Annotated in this window: 11 protein-coding genes; 3 read left to right on the forward strand and 8 right to left on the reverse strand. The window is 45.8% G+C overall.

Annotation, left to right across the window (positions count from 1 at the left end; translation table 11 throughout):
- Window positions 1-21 precede the first annotated feature (21 nt).
- A complete protein-coding gene (locus Q4Q52_RS03660; RefSeq protein WP_006084096.1) occupies window positions 22-456 on the forward strand; it encodes a DUF3069 domain-containing protein in 435 nt (144 codons plus the stop codon).
- A 128-nt stretch (window positions 457-584) separates the two neighbouring features.
- On the opposite strand, the gene Q4Q52_RS03665 is transcribed toward Q4Q52_RS03660, so the two are convergent.
- The 4 genes from Q4Q52_RS03665 to Q4Q52_RS03680 all read right to left on the reverse strand — a co-directional run bounded on the left by Q4Q52_RS03665 (window position 585) and on the right by Q4Q52_RS03680 (window position 5,131).
- Window positions 585-2,273, reverse strand: a complete 1,689-nt coding sequence (locus Q4Q52_RS03665) for an NAD-dependent malic enzyme (RefSeq protein ID WP_011845811.1) — start codon at window positions 2,271-2,273, stop codon at window positions 585-587.
- 275 nt (window positions 2,274-2,548) lie between these two features.
- The gene (locus Q4Q52_RS03670) at window positions 2,549-3,013 is read right to left on the reverse strand and encodes a DUF1456 family protein (RefSeq protein WP_006080239.1); all 465 of its coding nucleotides are present in this window, start codon (window positions 3,011-3,013) and stop codon (window positions 2,549-2,551) included.
- 152 nt (window positions 3,014-3,165) lie between these two features.
- A complete protein-coding gene (locus Q4Q52_RS03675; protein WP_311989864.1) occupies window positions 3,166-4,440 on the reverse strand; it encodes a divalent metal cation transporter in 1,275 nt (424 codons plus the stop codon).
- 151 nt (window positions 4,441-4,591) lie between these two features.
- Window positions 4,592-5,131, reverse strand: a complete 540-nt coding sequence (locus tag Q4Q52_RS03680; protein ID WP_226058174.1) for a PH domain-containing protein — start codon at window positions 5,129-5,131, stop codon at window positions 4,592-4,594.
- Between the two features lie 243 nt (window positions 5,132-5,374).
- Here Q4Q52_RS03680 and Q4Q52_RS03685 point away from each other — a divergent pair, with 243 nt between their 5' ends.
- On the forward strand, window positions 5,375-7,960 hold the full coding sequence (locus Q4Q52_RS03685; protein WP_006084091.1) for a TonB-dependent receptor: 2,586 nt from the start codon (window positions 5,375-5,377) through the stop codon (window positions 7,958-7,960).
- 144 nt (window positions 7,961-8,104) lie between these two features.
- Window positions 8,105-8,737 (forward strand): glutathione S-transferase family protein, encoded by a 633-nt coding sequence (locus Q4Q52_RS03690; protein ID WP_011845816.1) that lies wholly within the window; start codon window positions 8,105-8,107, stop codon window positions 8,735-8,737.
- Between the two features lie 148 nt (window positions 8,738-8,885).
- On the opposite strand, the gene Q4Q52_RS03695 is transcribed toward Q4Q52_RS03690, so the two are convergent.
- The 4 genes from Q4Q52_RS03695 to Q4Q52_RS03710 all read right to left on the reverse strand — a co-directional run bounded on the left by Q4Q52_RS03695 (window position 8,886) and on the right by Q4Q52_RS03710 (window position 13,096).
- Window positions 8,886-9,386, reverse strand: coding sequence for a DUF4447 family protein (locus Q4Q52_RS03695; RefSeq protein WP_311989865.1), 501 nt, complete (start codon window positions 9,384-9,386; stop codon window positions 8,886-8,888).
- Window positions 9,387-9,416: 30 nt separating this feature from the next.
- Window positions 9,417-9,824 carry an SMI1/KNR4 family protein gene (locus Q4Q52_RS03700; RefSeq protein WP_011845817.1) on the reverse strand — a complete coding sequence of 136 codons (408 nt, stop codon included), beginning with the start codon at window positions 9,822-9,824 and terminating at the stop codon, window positions 9,417-9,419.
- Window positions 9,825-9,999: 175 nt separating this feature from the next.
- Complete coding sequence (locus tag Q4Q52_RS03705) at window positions 10,000-10,785, reverse strand: RelA/SpoT domain-containing protein (protein WP_311989866.1); 786 nt, start codon at window positions 10,783-10,785, stop codon at window positions 10,000-10,002.
- A 226-nt stretch (window positions 10,786-11,011) separates the two neighbouring features.
- Window positions 11,012-13,096 carry a M13-type metalloendopeptidase gene (locus Q4Q52_RS03710; protein WP_311989867.1) on the reverse strand — a complete coding sequence of 695 codons (2,085 nt, stop codon included), beginning with the start codon at window positions 13,094-13,096 and terminating at the stop codon, window positions 11,012-11,014.
- Window positions 13,097-13,205 lie beyond the last annotated feature (109 nt).

Raw genomic sequence — 13,205 nt, forward strand, 5'->3', positions numbered from 1 at the left:
GAATGTTAATCGAGATTTTTTATGAGTGAATTATCAGCTGTTTACCGTGAAACTGCCGAGCAGATTTCTTACAATGTCGCGAATAAAGTGCTGCCAATGGCAAAACTACCTGACGGATTATTAGCCGCATATCAAAGCCTGTGCGCCGAACTGTTGGAAGACAGAGAGGGCAAATTTAGCCAAGCTTGGGCATCCTTGCCAGCTAGCGCGCGTAATCTCATGGAACAAGCTGCATTCCATGGTTTTTATATTGCGAATGCTTGGTTGCAGTTGAGTCGTGTTGCCCAAGAGATTTCTGAGCAGGCCGATACCGATGGTGAGATCCAAGAGCAAGAATATAACGGTATCTTTACCCGTTTAGCCGATGAGTCGCTCAAAGAAAGTCTACGTAAATTGAAAAAGGCACGTACCGATCGCTCTATGCTCAATAGCTTTAAACAGGTGATGGCGCCTTAGTTTTTATTGAAATAAGCGCTGAGTCTGAAAATCAAAAAGCCCGTCACTTTGCAGTGACGGGCTTTTTGTTGGCACAAACGCTTAGCTAAAGCTGCTTTGCCACGACTCAAGTCGCGGCAACGCTATGCTTAGAACGAAGTGCGTTTGTAGCGGCGATATTCTGGACTCCAGAAATTGCCTTCAATTGACTGTTGTAAGATTTCATCGCTCATTGGTAGCGTTAACCCTTGTTCAACTGCAACTTTACCCACAGCGAAAGCGATGTGTTTACTGACCGCGTGGATATCTTCCAGTTTCGGTAATAATGGGCCGCTACCGTCGATCGCCAGTGGTGAGCATTCCGCGAGTGCGCGGCTTGATGCCATTAACATGGCATCGGAAACGTGTCGGGCACCTGAGGCTAAAACACCTAAGCCAATACCAGGGAAGATAAAGCTGTTGTTACACTGGGCAATCTCATAGGTTTCACCATCGACCACAACTGGCTCGAACGGGCTACCCGTGGCGACTAATGCTTGACCTGAAGTCCAATGCAAAATGTCTTTTGGTGTCGCTTCAACACGGCTGGTTGGGTTAGACAGTGGGAAAATAATCGGGCGGGCACAATGGCTGTGCATAGCGCGAATAATTTCTTCGGTGAATAGACCCGGTACGCCAGACACGCCAATCAGCACGGTCGGCTTAGTGTTGTTAACCACATCCAATAGCGAAATATTGTCGCTGAAATTACTCCAGTTTTGGATATTGGTGCATTTCTGCGCCAATTTTTGCTGGAATGGCAACAGGTTAGGCATGTTGTCTAACAATAAGCCCCAACGGTCAACCATGCACACTTGAGTGCGAGCTTGCTCGTCGCTGATCCCTTCGGACACCATTTGCGCCACGATAGCTTCGGCGATACCGCAACCCGCGCTACCCGCACCAAGGAAGGCAATACGTTGTTGATTTAATTCAGTACCTGCAGCTTTACAAGCGGCCAGCAATGAACCGACAGCAACGGCAGCGGTACCTTGAATATCATCGTTAAAGCAGCAATAGCGATCTTTATAACGCTCTAAGATAGGCATGGCGTTCTTTTGGGCAAAGTCTTCGAATTGGATCAAAGTGTCTGGCCAACGCACATGTACAGCTTGCATAAAGGCTTCGATAAACTCGGCGTATTCTTCGCCACCGATGCGCGGATGGCGCCAGCCCATATACATAGGATCTTCTAACAACTGCGGATTATCTGTGCCTACGTCTAAAGTGATAGGCAGAGTATAAGCCGGACTGATGCCACCACAGCTAGTGTAGAGTGATAACTTACCGATAGGGATCCCCATGCCGCCAATACCTTGATCGCCAAGGCCTAAAATACGTTCACCGTCGGTAACAACGATGATTTTAACTTTTTGGCGAGTCGAGTTATTGAGAATGTCATCGATCCTATCTTTATTCGGATAAGAGATAAACAAACCACGGTTGCGGCGATAGTTTTTCGAGAAACGTTCACAAGCCAAACCTACCGTCGGCGTATAGATGATCGGCATCATCTCGCTGATGTTATTTTGTACTAAACGATAAAATAAGGTCTCGTTAGTGTCTTGGATATTACGTAGGTAAATATGCTTGTCTAAGTCGTTGTTGAAACTTCTAAATTGATCGTAGGCGCGGGAAGCCTGCTCCTCAATCGTTTCAATGGCATAGGGAACTAAGCCTTCGAGGTTAAAGAAAATACGCTCTTCTTCAGAAAATGCACTGCCCTTGTTAATCAGCGGGGCTTCAAGAATGGCAGGTCCTGCAAACGGAAGATAGAGGGGGCGTTTATTATCGTCCATGGGTAACCTTTTGAGTTATTGTTTAAGTGGTCAATACGTGCTGTAAGTCACGTAAGGTTATCATGAAATGTGATCTTTGTTGTCCGTGGAACGAGGTATTTGTGGTTTTTTTTGCAGCAGTAAAAAAGTCAGCTGTTTTAAACAGGATTTATGAGGTACTTCAGATGGAATTGTTATGCTGTTGCTTATGCCTAAGCAACTTTAGGTATAGCTTAAATTGGATATAAAAAAACGCAGCCTAAGCTGCGTTTGATATGAAAAACTGATGTGTTGCGTTATTCACCGCGATACTTAAGTGATAAGCCGCGAATAAAGTTACGCAGGATTTGATCGCCACACTCTTTAAAATTCTTATGATCCGGATTGCGGAACAGCGCGCTCAGTTCTGATTTTGACATTTGCACTTCGGCTAGAGCCAAGGCTGCAACTATGTCTTCTTCACGCATTTCGAGTGCCACTCTGAGCTTTTTGAAGATTAAGTTATTGTTTAAACGCGATACTGGCGCTGGAATTTCTGCACCTTCACGTAGGCCACGCTTTTCGATGATAAGGCCGTCTAGGAACTGACATAAAGTGGTGTCATTACAGGCTTTGTAACCTTCTTCCTCTTCTTTGTGCAGCAGAGCAATGATCTCTTCTGTTGGCACTTCTCTTCCAGCTTTGGCAAAAATTTTAATCATTTTGGCATTGTTGAAATCAAACACGAAGCGCAAACGGCGCAAAATATCATTATTAATCATGGTCATCTCTTGGCGCGGCTGCGCTGTCTGGTTTAAGAGGCGGTATTATATACCCAAACCGCCTCAAAAGCAGAATTTCGCAGGAATTTAACGCAGCGTAGCGAATGCTATTTATGACTTTGGCATAAATAGCTGTCATGCCATCTTAGTAATCAACTTTTAATTACGTTGTACCAATAAATAAACAGCGCCGCGAAAATCAGTAGATAACTTAGGCCAAACCAAGAGAGTAGCTTCATCTTAGTGCCATACCTATCGGCTTCGGGGAGCTGTTTGCTGGTCATTAAGCGGTAGTTTAACCAAGCAAAAATGACTGTGGTCATAAAGGCCAAGATCATCACAAACTCAAGCAGCGGTAACAGTGCGCCTTTAAAGAAGAGGATCAGCAATAAGCCAAAGGCACTGATGGCGAGCATGATCCCTGTGAGGCGTTTGTCTGAACTGGCCTTTGATGTGAGTAACTGCCAGCCCATATCTAAAGTGCGGCTGTAGCCATCGATCACTGTTACTGTGGTGCTAAAAATACAGAGAAAAGCCACAACACCAATAAGATAACGACTCTCGCCGCCCATGACTTGGCTGTAAAGGTTGATCAATTGATTAGCAAATTGCGCGCCCGAATCGGAAAAGTGCTCACCACTGCCGTGCATCACTAAGGCGCCCAAGGACAGAAACACGATCGCGAGGATCGCGGTGATGATGTAGCCTAAGTTAAAGTCGAGCAGCGCCTGCGCTTTCGTGACCGTCTGGCTTTTTTGTTTTTCGAGCAACCAGAGGGAATTCCAAGCGCTCACTTCAATCGGTGCCGGCATCCAGCCCATCATGGCGACCAGAAATCCCACATGGGCCCATTGCCAAGGTGAGGGAGAAACAAAATTGCTCGCTAATGGCTGAGCATGATCCCAAGCTAAGGTCACGGCAATTAAGGTGGTTAGGGTTAGGGCGAACATGATGATCTTAGTGAGTCTATCGAGTAGTTGATAATGGCCTAAGATCAGCAAAGCCAATGAACTCAGCAATACCAGCAGGGCTAACCAATCGATGGGAAGCGGAATAAATTGGGTCAACATAGCGGCGGTGAGCATGCAAACACCCGCAGTGCTGGCGACGGCGGCGATCACATTCAGTCCAGTAAATAGCAGCAAATAACCTCGGCCCTGTTTGAGGTAACCGTGCAGTAAACTCTCCCCTGTGGCGGCGGTGTAGCGTGCGCCAGCGGCAAAGAAAGGATACTTAAGTAAATTTACCCCTAAAATCACCCAAGCCAGTTGCCAGCCAAATTCGGCGCCCGCTCGAGTCGAGGCGACTAAATGAGATGCGCCAATCGCCGCTGCGGCCATAAGCACACCTGGCCCCATAGCTTTAATGCCAAGCGTCAGGTGTGTTATCCAAGAGGATGAAGGGGAGGTTGTCGAGGATTCTGTCATGTCGTTATTAAAAGTACCTGTTGAAAATTAATCTGGGGAATCGAACAAGCCCTTATGTTAAGGCTGCGCTCATGCTAAAGCTGTGCTAACGCTAAGTGAGTGGCTCAACATTAAAGGGAAAGTGATTGAACTGAAAGTCATTTTGTTCAATTTATCTATTTAATTTTTGGCTGAGCAAGGCTTCAATTCGTTTTAGGCTTGCTGCCATCTCGACTACGTTTTGTAATAACGCATCATCAGGTTGTACAGATGGACTCGCTGGATGTGGGCGCTGAGTAAGACGCTCTTTTTGTTCTAATACGCGGGTTCTAAATTGAGGCGCATCAACTATGCCGACTAAGCTTATCAAGGCACCTGCGCCCGATTGCCCAGCGGTTTCTACCGTGAGTTTATGCAGACCAAATAGGCGCATAATTGGGCCTTGGATCAATGCCATATCGGTAATTTTGTCCAAAGGTACAGAGTTTTCGGTACGAGTTAATATTCCGCGGCGCACAATCAACTTATTACTGGTGAGCTCGGCACTCATATTGCGAATATAGCGGCGAGTTCCCCACAGCCCGATTGGAAACCAAAGCAATAACAAGGGAATGCCGACTATGCTGAGGCTGAAATAGGCGGCCCCTGAAAGCAACCAATACAAACCTAGATTGGACTCAAACTCTGCTTGATGAATGATCTTGTCTTCCATGTTTCTTCCTTAAATTCTGATATTCAAGTACCACGATTTGTCTCGTTAGTTGAATTTTCTAGTGCCTAGACCTTTTTGATTCTCGCAGAAGGAAAGCATATTGTCTCAACATGTAACAAAAGTTTAACTTTCATTATGATCCCATTGACTTTGGTTTGTAACTCATTACCTTGTGTATTGTTAATTTATGGTTTTCTAATGGTTAATATAATTTTAATAAAATAGATAAAACAAGGGATATGTATGAACAGACCTCAGATTCTACCCAGTGCTTGTGCCATCGCGATTGCTTTAGCATTTGCGCCAACAATAGCCCATGCTGCCGATAAAGGCGCAGAAAAAGTTGAACGTATTGAAGTGACGGGTTCTCGTATTAAACGTACAGATATCGAAGGCCCTTCCCCGATCCAATCGATCAGCAAAGACGATATTGCTAATATGGGATTCGATAACCTACAGCAATTGCTCGAACGTATGCCTGCGAACGGTGCTGGTGCGTTTTCTACCCGTGGTAATAGCCAAGATTCAACTGCCAACGGTGGCGCGTCTATCAGTTTGCGTGGTTTAGGTCCTGATGCGACCTTAGTGTTGATTAACGGTCGTCGGGTTGCTGCGAGTGCTTTTGCTGAAGGTATTACTAATTCTTTCGTTGATATCAATAATATCCCTGTTTCAGCGATCGAACGTATCGACATACTCAAGGACGGTGCATCGGCTATTTATGGTTCTGATGCGATTGCCGGTGTGGTCAACATTATCCTGAAGAAAGACATTGAGGGTATTGAAGTCAATCTCGGCTACGGTGATGCTTCAGGTACGGGTTACGATGAAACTACGGCGAACATGGTTTGGGGGATGAAGTCTGATAAGGGCAGTGCCTCCGTTATTCTCGATTATTTTAAAAATGGTACCTTAGCTGCGACTGATTTAGGCCGTTTCGGCAGTGCAGATCAGACTCCTTATGGCGGTGAGGATTTCCGTTCTTCCCGTGGTTTTCCTGGTTATTTTTATGTTGATGGGGTGAAAACCATAGATCCAGCCTGTCCACCTGATCGGGCGACGCCAAGCGGCAGCTGTGTATTTGATTATGGGCCATATAACCTTGTTATTCCTTCTGCAGAACGAGTGGGAGCTATTGGGCAATTCGAATATCATTTCAATGATGATTTAACTGCTTTCCTTGAATTAGCTGCCCAGCACAACACGTCGGAAGCGGGCGGTGCACCAACACCTCTTGATGAGGATGCAGGCTTAACCGTACCAGGAACTCACCCAAATAACCCTTGGGGGAAAGATATTGAAATTGGTCGCTTCCGCACCGTTGATGCGGGTGCGCGTCGTTGGGATATCGAGTCTGATACTCTTCGTTTAGTCGCAGGTTTGCGTGGCGTAGTTAAAGATTGGGACTGGGAAGCTTCGGTGCAAAAAGGTCGCAGTGAGTCCACTCAAACGGGGGATCGCAGCCAAGGTTGGGTCAGAACCGATTATTTACAACGTGAAATCGATGCGGGTCGCTATAATCCTTTCGGTGGCACCATGAACTCCCAAGATGTCATTGATGACATTACCACTAGTTTAGTGCGCCAAGGTTTGTCAAACATGACTTCCTATGCAGCTAACATTTCAGGTCAAGCATTTACCCTTGCTGGTCGCGATATTATGATGGCGGCTGGAGCTGAATATCGTGAAGAAGATGTCAGCGATGTGCCCGATGAACAGTTCCAACGTGGATTGATTTTTGGTACTGAAGCAGTCTCTGCGGCGGCATCACGTGAGCAATATGCAGCTTATGTTGAATTATCTATTCCGGTAACGGATAACTTCGAGCTACAACTTGCTGGTCGTTATGATCACTATAGTGATTTTGGTTCAACGACTAACCCTAAAGTTGCCTTCCAATGGGGAGTGACTGACGAGATAACGGCGCGTGCTTCTTGGTCTACGGGTTTCCGTGCACCTTCTTTAGCACAAATAGGTCTTGGTCCATCGCGTGAAAGTAGTTTCTTCATTGATACTTACCGCTGCGCTGCTGATAGTGTTGATTGTGAAGCTTTAGATTACAACACTGAATTTGAAGGCAACTCGGAGCTGGATGCTGAGGAATCCGAAACTTGGAACGTCGGTATGATTTGGGCGCCAAGCCAGAAATTCGATGTTGGTTTTGATATCTATAGCATTACACAAGATAACAAAATCGATAAACAGCCGTTAGGCGATATCTATACCGCAAATTGTAATGATCAAAACAGCACTGTATGTGAGCGTTTAGCTCCACAGGTGGGTCAGACTTTAGGTCCAATCAGTATCATCCATTCAAGCTTTATCAACCTAAGCTCACAAGATGTGCAAGGGATGGATGTTTCGAGTCATTATGGCGTTGAGTTGGATAGCTATGGTGATCTGAAATTTGGACTTGAGTACAGTTATTTACATAGTTTCGAAAAAGATGGCCTAGATTACACCGGTGAGTACAAGTTCCCTCAACATCGCTGGTTACTTACTACTAACTGGACTATGGATAACTTTGCCGCCAACATTAATCTGAGTTATATCGGCGAGTTTGAAGATACACCAGATATCAATTTTGATGGCGTCCTCGACTTCGAAAGCAACAAGTCTCGTATGGTTGATGCTCAAATCTTAGTCGACATGTCAGGTACTTATCGCTTCAATGAAATGTTCAAACTGACATTGGGTGTAAACAACGTATTTGACGAAGAGCCACCATTTGCGATCGGTGACGGTGATACCGACCTTTACGGCTATGTTATTTCAGTACATAACCCTATGGGTCGCTACATCTACACTAAACTCACTATGAACTTCTAATATTAAGCCTACGTGCTTTATATCAAAGTGTAGTGAAATCGAAACGGCGCATTAAGCGCCGTTTTTTATGGGCAGATTTGCACTAACGCAAACTCAGTGTATCTTCGTTAGGACACGAATTAAACGGACTAAAAGGACGTTGCAATGATCACTTTATATGGCACACCGCGCAGTCGCGCATTACGAGTTGCTTGGGTGTTGGAAGAGTTGGGCGTTGATTGGGATTTTTCCTTTGTGGATATGACCAAAGGTGCGCATCGCAGCGCGGCATTTTTAGCGATAAATCCCTGCGGTAAAGTGCCTGTGCTAACTGATGATGAGTTAGTGTTATCTGAATCAGCGGCGATTTGCCTTTATCTAGCAGAAAAGTATGGCGAGGGTAAGTTGTTGCCACCCGCAGGGAGTAACGCATCGGGTTTGCACCATCAATGGGTGAGCTTCATCATTACTGAGCTTGAGCAGCCGCTTTGGACTTTGGGTAAGCATAAGTTTGCTTTACCGGAGGAGCAGCGTCATCCGCAGATCATGCCTTGTGCGGTATGGGAGTTTGATAAGGCGGCTGCATTGGCCGAAGCCATGTTGCCTGAAAGTGATTTTTTGCTCGGTGATGACGTTTCGGTGGCGGATATTTTATTGGCCCATACCTTAATGTGGGGTACATTGTTTGAACAAGCCATTCCGCCCAAACTCGCCGCTTATCGCGATAGGTTGTCTGCGCTGCCGTCGCGTCAATCGGCTTTGCAGAAGATGGATGCTGTGGTGGCTGCTAAGGGTTAATCAGGCAGAGTAGCTGATTATTTTAGCCTTGAATGATTCAGGTGCATTCCCACCATTATCTGAAAATCATTATGAGAATATAAAAAGGGCAGATAGTGATATCTGCCCTTGCTGTTAATGCGAGTACTAAGCTTCTGGATTTACACGCTTATAGCTGAGTCGCGGCCCATTTAGCACGGCTTTCACGGCTTTCGCTCATTTTGGTCGGTTCACGGAAGGCTTTATAGGCTTCCACGTCCAGTGCGATTAAGCTGACGTCGACTTCTAGGACCAGTTTGCACTCTTTCTTGATGCGCCAAGCTGCCGTGTTGTACAGCTCAGTAAAAGGCAATGAACTTAAAAATTCGGGGTTGTATTGAGTGTAAGTGGCTTGAGTGGGGTACACCACAAAAGCTAAATGACGCTTAGGTTCTTTTTTAAATAGTTCTTCGATACCATCGCAGGTGTTGAGCACTTGCATCTCAATGATGTCATCAATATCAAGCAGTTTCTTTTGCGCCAGCTCAGGTGCTGCTTGTTCGCCACTTTCCCAGGCTAATACATCGGCTTCGCTATGGTTAGTTAGCGTGCCAACTTGAGCCGCACTTAAGCTCAATGATTGGCGTAAGTAGCTAATTTCGATGGCATTCAAGCCAATGTTTTTAGACATAATCGTGTTCTCAATGCAATAAAAGTAAAATTAGTATTTAATCTTTAGCCAGATTTCTTCAACCCATTCCCAGAACGACTCCCAATAGATATCGGTAAAGCCGCCGTTTTTCCAGAAATGCACTTGGCCATCTTGGTCGATACAGTAAAAAGCATCGCCCTGCTGACAAATGGCAATCATGTCCCTTGGCATGCCGATAGACCAAGCATAACAAGTGACTTCAGGCAGATAAGTGTGTGAGTAAGGATCCGATGCGGTTACTGGCTCTATCGTGCCGTAAATCACATCACTGGCATACAGCAGGTATTCTTTTAGCTCCCGTGGTAATGAAATCAGGATTTGCTCTTCGACTTCGACGAGCTGCTCAAATGTGGGTAATTCGAGTGGTACAGGAACAGTTTCACTGCGTTCTTGGAGTTGCTCAATGATGTCGTGCATGGCGTTTCCTGCTGATAGGGCTATGGCGCGGGATTATATACTTAAAAAGACGTTCGATGCGAGAGAGTGCTTTTTTTCAGCTGATTTTTAATATGGTTTTTCAGGCGCTGTAAAATATAAAAAAAGCGCTGGCACCTTTGCAGGAGACCAGCGCAACAGTGGAAGCGGTTGTGGGTTAAGCGACTGAGACTCTTAATAAACTGGCTTCATCGACTCGCTTATAGTTAAGCCATGCTTTGTGGTACAGCTTGTGTGATTCTTGGCGTAATTGGGCAATCTGTGCCAGCTCAAATTCACTGAGTGATCTTTGCTGTTTACGGGCATTGGCTTCAATCCTTTGCACTTTTTCATATACCTTGTGCTCTGGGCCACTTTTGATATCGGCGATATCCTGCAAGTGTAATTGCACCTCGGCAATCATGCCAGATTGGGGTAAACGTACCAGCAAGTTGAGATCGCGATAGCCAGATGCTTTAGGTTCAGCAAAGCGGTTCTTTTGTTTTACCACTTGGGTCTGTTCGTTCAAAGTTTGATAAGCCTTCATCAGATCTTGAATGCTGTCGGTCACGATACTTGCCCTTGCAAGGTCGGTGATTTGACTGGCATCACCGTTAAATTTTGTCGCCACTTTGTCGGCAGCTCTTTGATAACTTTTCACCCGAGGAATAATCACTTGCGTCTGTGAATGATGGCCAATTCGGGTAAGCAACTGAGCCAGCTCAGCCTGAGCATCATAGGCTTGGTGATGGAGAACGGATAAGTCATTCGAGGTTTGACGAGGCGCATCAAAGGTCTGACTGCTGAGTGCGTATAGACCTTGTAGATCGTGGCTTTGTGCCTGTCTTGCACTGTAATTACCACGTTCTGTTTTTGTGTCACTGACGTCGAGAGAATTTGCTACACCAGCGCGGCTCGATAATAAGAGTAGAAAAATAAAAAAGGTACGAAATAACTTAGTCATGCGGCCTACTTCCTTATGGGTGAGTTGTACAGGTCACCCATCCACCATAGGCTTCTTTTGCTTAATTAAAGCTGAATCAATCATTAAGACTTGTTCATCTTGCGCATGGGTTCACATTCATCACTCAGGATTGAGGAGTTTAGCCAAAAAAAATGGCGCCACCTGTGACAGTGAGCGCCATTGTTGTTGCTCAGCTTATGCAGCCGAGCGGCGATTTAAATCTGGCTTACCAAATTTTTACGCGTTTTTCTGGTGCGATATACATAGCATCACCGGCTTTCACATCATATGTGGTGTAGAACTCAGGCATGTTAGACAGAGCACCCAGAGCACGGAATTCCGCAGGTGAGTGTGGATCGGTCGCTACGCGGTTACGCATCGCTTCTTCTTTGGCTTTCGCGCGCCAAATTTGAGTGAAACCGATGAAGAAACGTTGATCGCCCGTTAAGCCATCGATGACCGGCGCTTCTTGACCATTGAGTGATTTCTTATAGGCGCGGTATGCGATAGTCACACCTGATAAGTCACCAATGTTCTCACCTAGCGTTAAACCACCGTTGACGTGCAAATCGTCAAACACAAAGTAACCGTCGTATTGTGCAATCAGCGCTTGGCCGCGGGCAGAGAACTCTTTCAAGTCTTGCTCAGTCCACCAGTCACGCATGTTGCCTTCGCCATCGAACTTAGCACCTTGGTCGTCGAAACCATGGCCCATTTCGTGACCGATAACGGCACCAATACCACCGTAGTTGACTGCATCATCAGCCGCCAAATTGAAGAATGGCGGTTGCAGAATGGCCGCAGGGAAGACGATTTCGTTCATGGTTGGGTTGTAGTAAGCATTAACCGTTTGTGGGGTCATGTGCCATTCGTCTTTGTCGATTGGCGCGCCCAGTTTGGCTAATGACTTAGCATGTTCAACTTCGCTGGCACGAATAGCGTTACCGATTAAGTCGTCAGCTTTAATGCTCAGCTTGCTGTAATCTTCCCACTTGTTCGGGTAACCGATTTTCGGGTTGAATTTTGCTAACTTATCTGCCGCAGCCACTTTAGTGCTGTCGCTCATCCAGGTTAAATCTTTGATGCTCTCGCCGTAAGCGCCACGAAGATTTTCCACCAGTGCTTGCATGCGGTCTTTGGCTTCAGGCGTAAAGTGACGTTTAACGTACACTTTGCCGACAACTTCACCCAGCATACCGTTAACAGAGGCTACGCCGCGTTTCCAACGTGGTTCTTGCTCTTCTTGACCGTTTAAGGTTTTAGAGAAGAAATCGAAGTTTTCGTTGTCCAGCGCTTCACTCAAATAGTTCGCTGCATGCGTCAGCACTTGCCATTGCATGTAGGTTTTCCAAGTAGCTAAATCGGTCGTTTTTAACACCTCGTTCAGACCTTGGATATAGCTAGGCTGGTTAATGATGATGTCGGTTTGCTTATCCGCACCCAGCGCTGTTAAGTAAACAGTCCAATCGATATCCGGTGCCAATGTTGGCAGATCTTTCACTTGATATAGATTGTAAGTTTTCGTGCTATCGCGGTTTTCAACCACATCCCAATGCTTAGAGGCAATGGCCGTTTCTAGGGCAAGAATAGACTCAGCGCTGGCTTTAGGATTAGCAAGACCCGCAAGAGTAAACATCTTTTCTATGTGGGCTAGGTAAGCCTTACGGATATTAACGAAGCGTTCTGACTCGTTAAAGTAGTAGTCTTTTTCTGGCAGGCTTAGGCCATATTGATAGAGATGAGTCGCGTAACGGCTAGAGTTTTTCGCATCGATATCGATATAAAATGCCATAGGTGTACCCGCACCAGCGATTTGGCTGTGGGCGAAGTACTTCACCAATTCATTCTTATCTTTTAAAGCGTTAATGGCATCGAACTCACCTTGGATTGGTGTCACGCCCAGTTTGTTGAGTGTGTCAGTATCCATAAATGATCGATATAAATCGGCCACTTTTTGCTCGTCTGTGCCAACGGCCAGATTGGGCGTTGCTGCCACTTCTTCGATAATGGCTTTTACATCGTCACGTGATTTTTCACGTAAATCGTAGAAAGCGCCAATGCTAGTGCGATCGGCTGGGATCTCAGTGTTTTTCAACCAAGTGCCGTTAACATATTTGTAGAAATCGTCCTGTGGGCGAACCGCTTTATCAAAATTAGCGAATTCAATACCAGAACCCAGTACTTGAGTTACAGCAATTGCGGTGGCTGTTTTAGCGGTTTCAGGTACTTTAACGTCGGCTGGCTTGTCATTACAGGCAGTCAGGCCTGCGATAAGTGAGGCACACAGTCCCCCAATGAGTACTTTTCTCATGTCGTTTCCTTCGAGTTTATTATTGTGCCCATTATTGGGGCTGTTATTTTTTGCAAAATGGGATCGCTTCAGGCGCAATGAACTATGTTAATGCCTTACTAGGAATCTA

Source organism: Shewanella sp. SP1S2-4, from assembly GCF_031932075.1.
Lineage (GTDB): Bacteria > Pseudomonadota > Gammaproteobacteria > Enterobacterales > Shewanellaceae > Shewanella > Shewanella baltica.

Excerpts from the sequence above, each read along its gene's own strand:
- Q4Q52_RS03705 (WP_311989866.1), bottom strand. The coding sequence starts at position 10,785 with ATGACTAAGTTATTTCGTACCTTTTTTATTTTTCTACTCTTATTATCG.
- Q4Q52_RS03685 (WP_006084091.1), top strand. The coding sequence starts at position 5,375 with ATGAACAGACCTCAGATTCTACCCAGTGCTTGTGCCATCGCGATTGCT.
- Q4Q52_RS03660 (WP_006084096.1), top strand. The coding sequence starts at position 22 with ATGAGTGAATTATCAGCTGTTTACCGTGAAACTGCCGAGCAGATTTCT.
- Q4Q52_RS03700 (WP_011845817.1), bottom strand. The coding sequence starts at position 9,824 with ATGCACGACATCATTGAGCAACTCCAAGAACGCAGTGAAACTGTTCCT.
- Q4Q52_RS03695 (WP_311989865.1), bottom strand. The coding sequence starts at position 9,386 with ATGTCTAAAAACATTGGCTTGAATGCCATCGAAATTAGCTACTTACGC.
- Q4Q52_RS03710 (WP_311989867.1), bottom strand. The coding sequence starts at position 13,096 with ATGAGAAAAGTACTCATTGGGGGACTGTGTGCCTCACTTATCGCAGGC.
- Q4Q52_RS03670 (WP_006080239.1), bottom strand. The coding sequence starts at position 3,013 with ATGATTAATAATGATATTTTGCGCCGTTTGCGCTTCGTGTTTGATTTC.
- Q4Q52_RS03665 (WP_011845811.1), bottom strand. The coding sequence starts at position 2,273 with ATGGACGATAATAAACGCCCCCTCTATCTTCCGTTTGCAGGACCTGCC.
- Q4Q52_RS03680 (WP_226058174.1), bottom strand. The coding sequence starts at position 5,131 with ATGGAAGACAAGATCATTCATCAAGCAGAGTTTGAGTCCAATCTAGGT.
- Q4Q52_RS03675 (WP_311989864.1), bottom strand. The coding sequence starts at position 4,440 with ATGACAGAATCCTCGACAACCTCCCCTTCATCCTCTTGGATAACACAC.
- Q4Q52_RS03690 (WP_011845816.1), top strand. The coding sequence starts at position 8,105 with ATGATCACTTTATATGGCACACCGCGCAGTCGCGCATTACGAGTTGCT.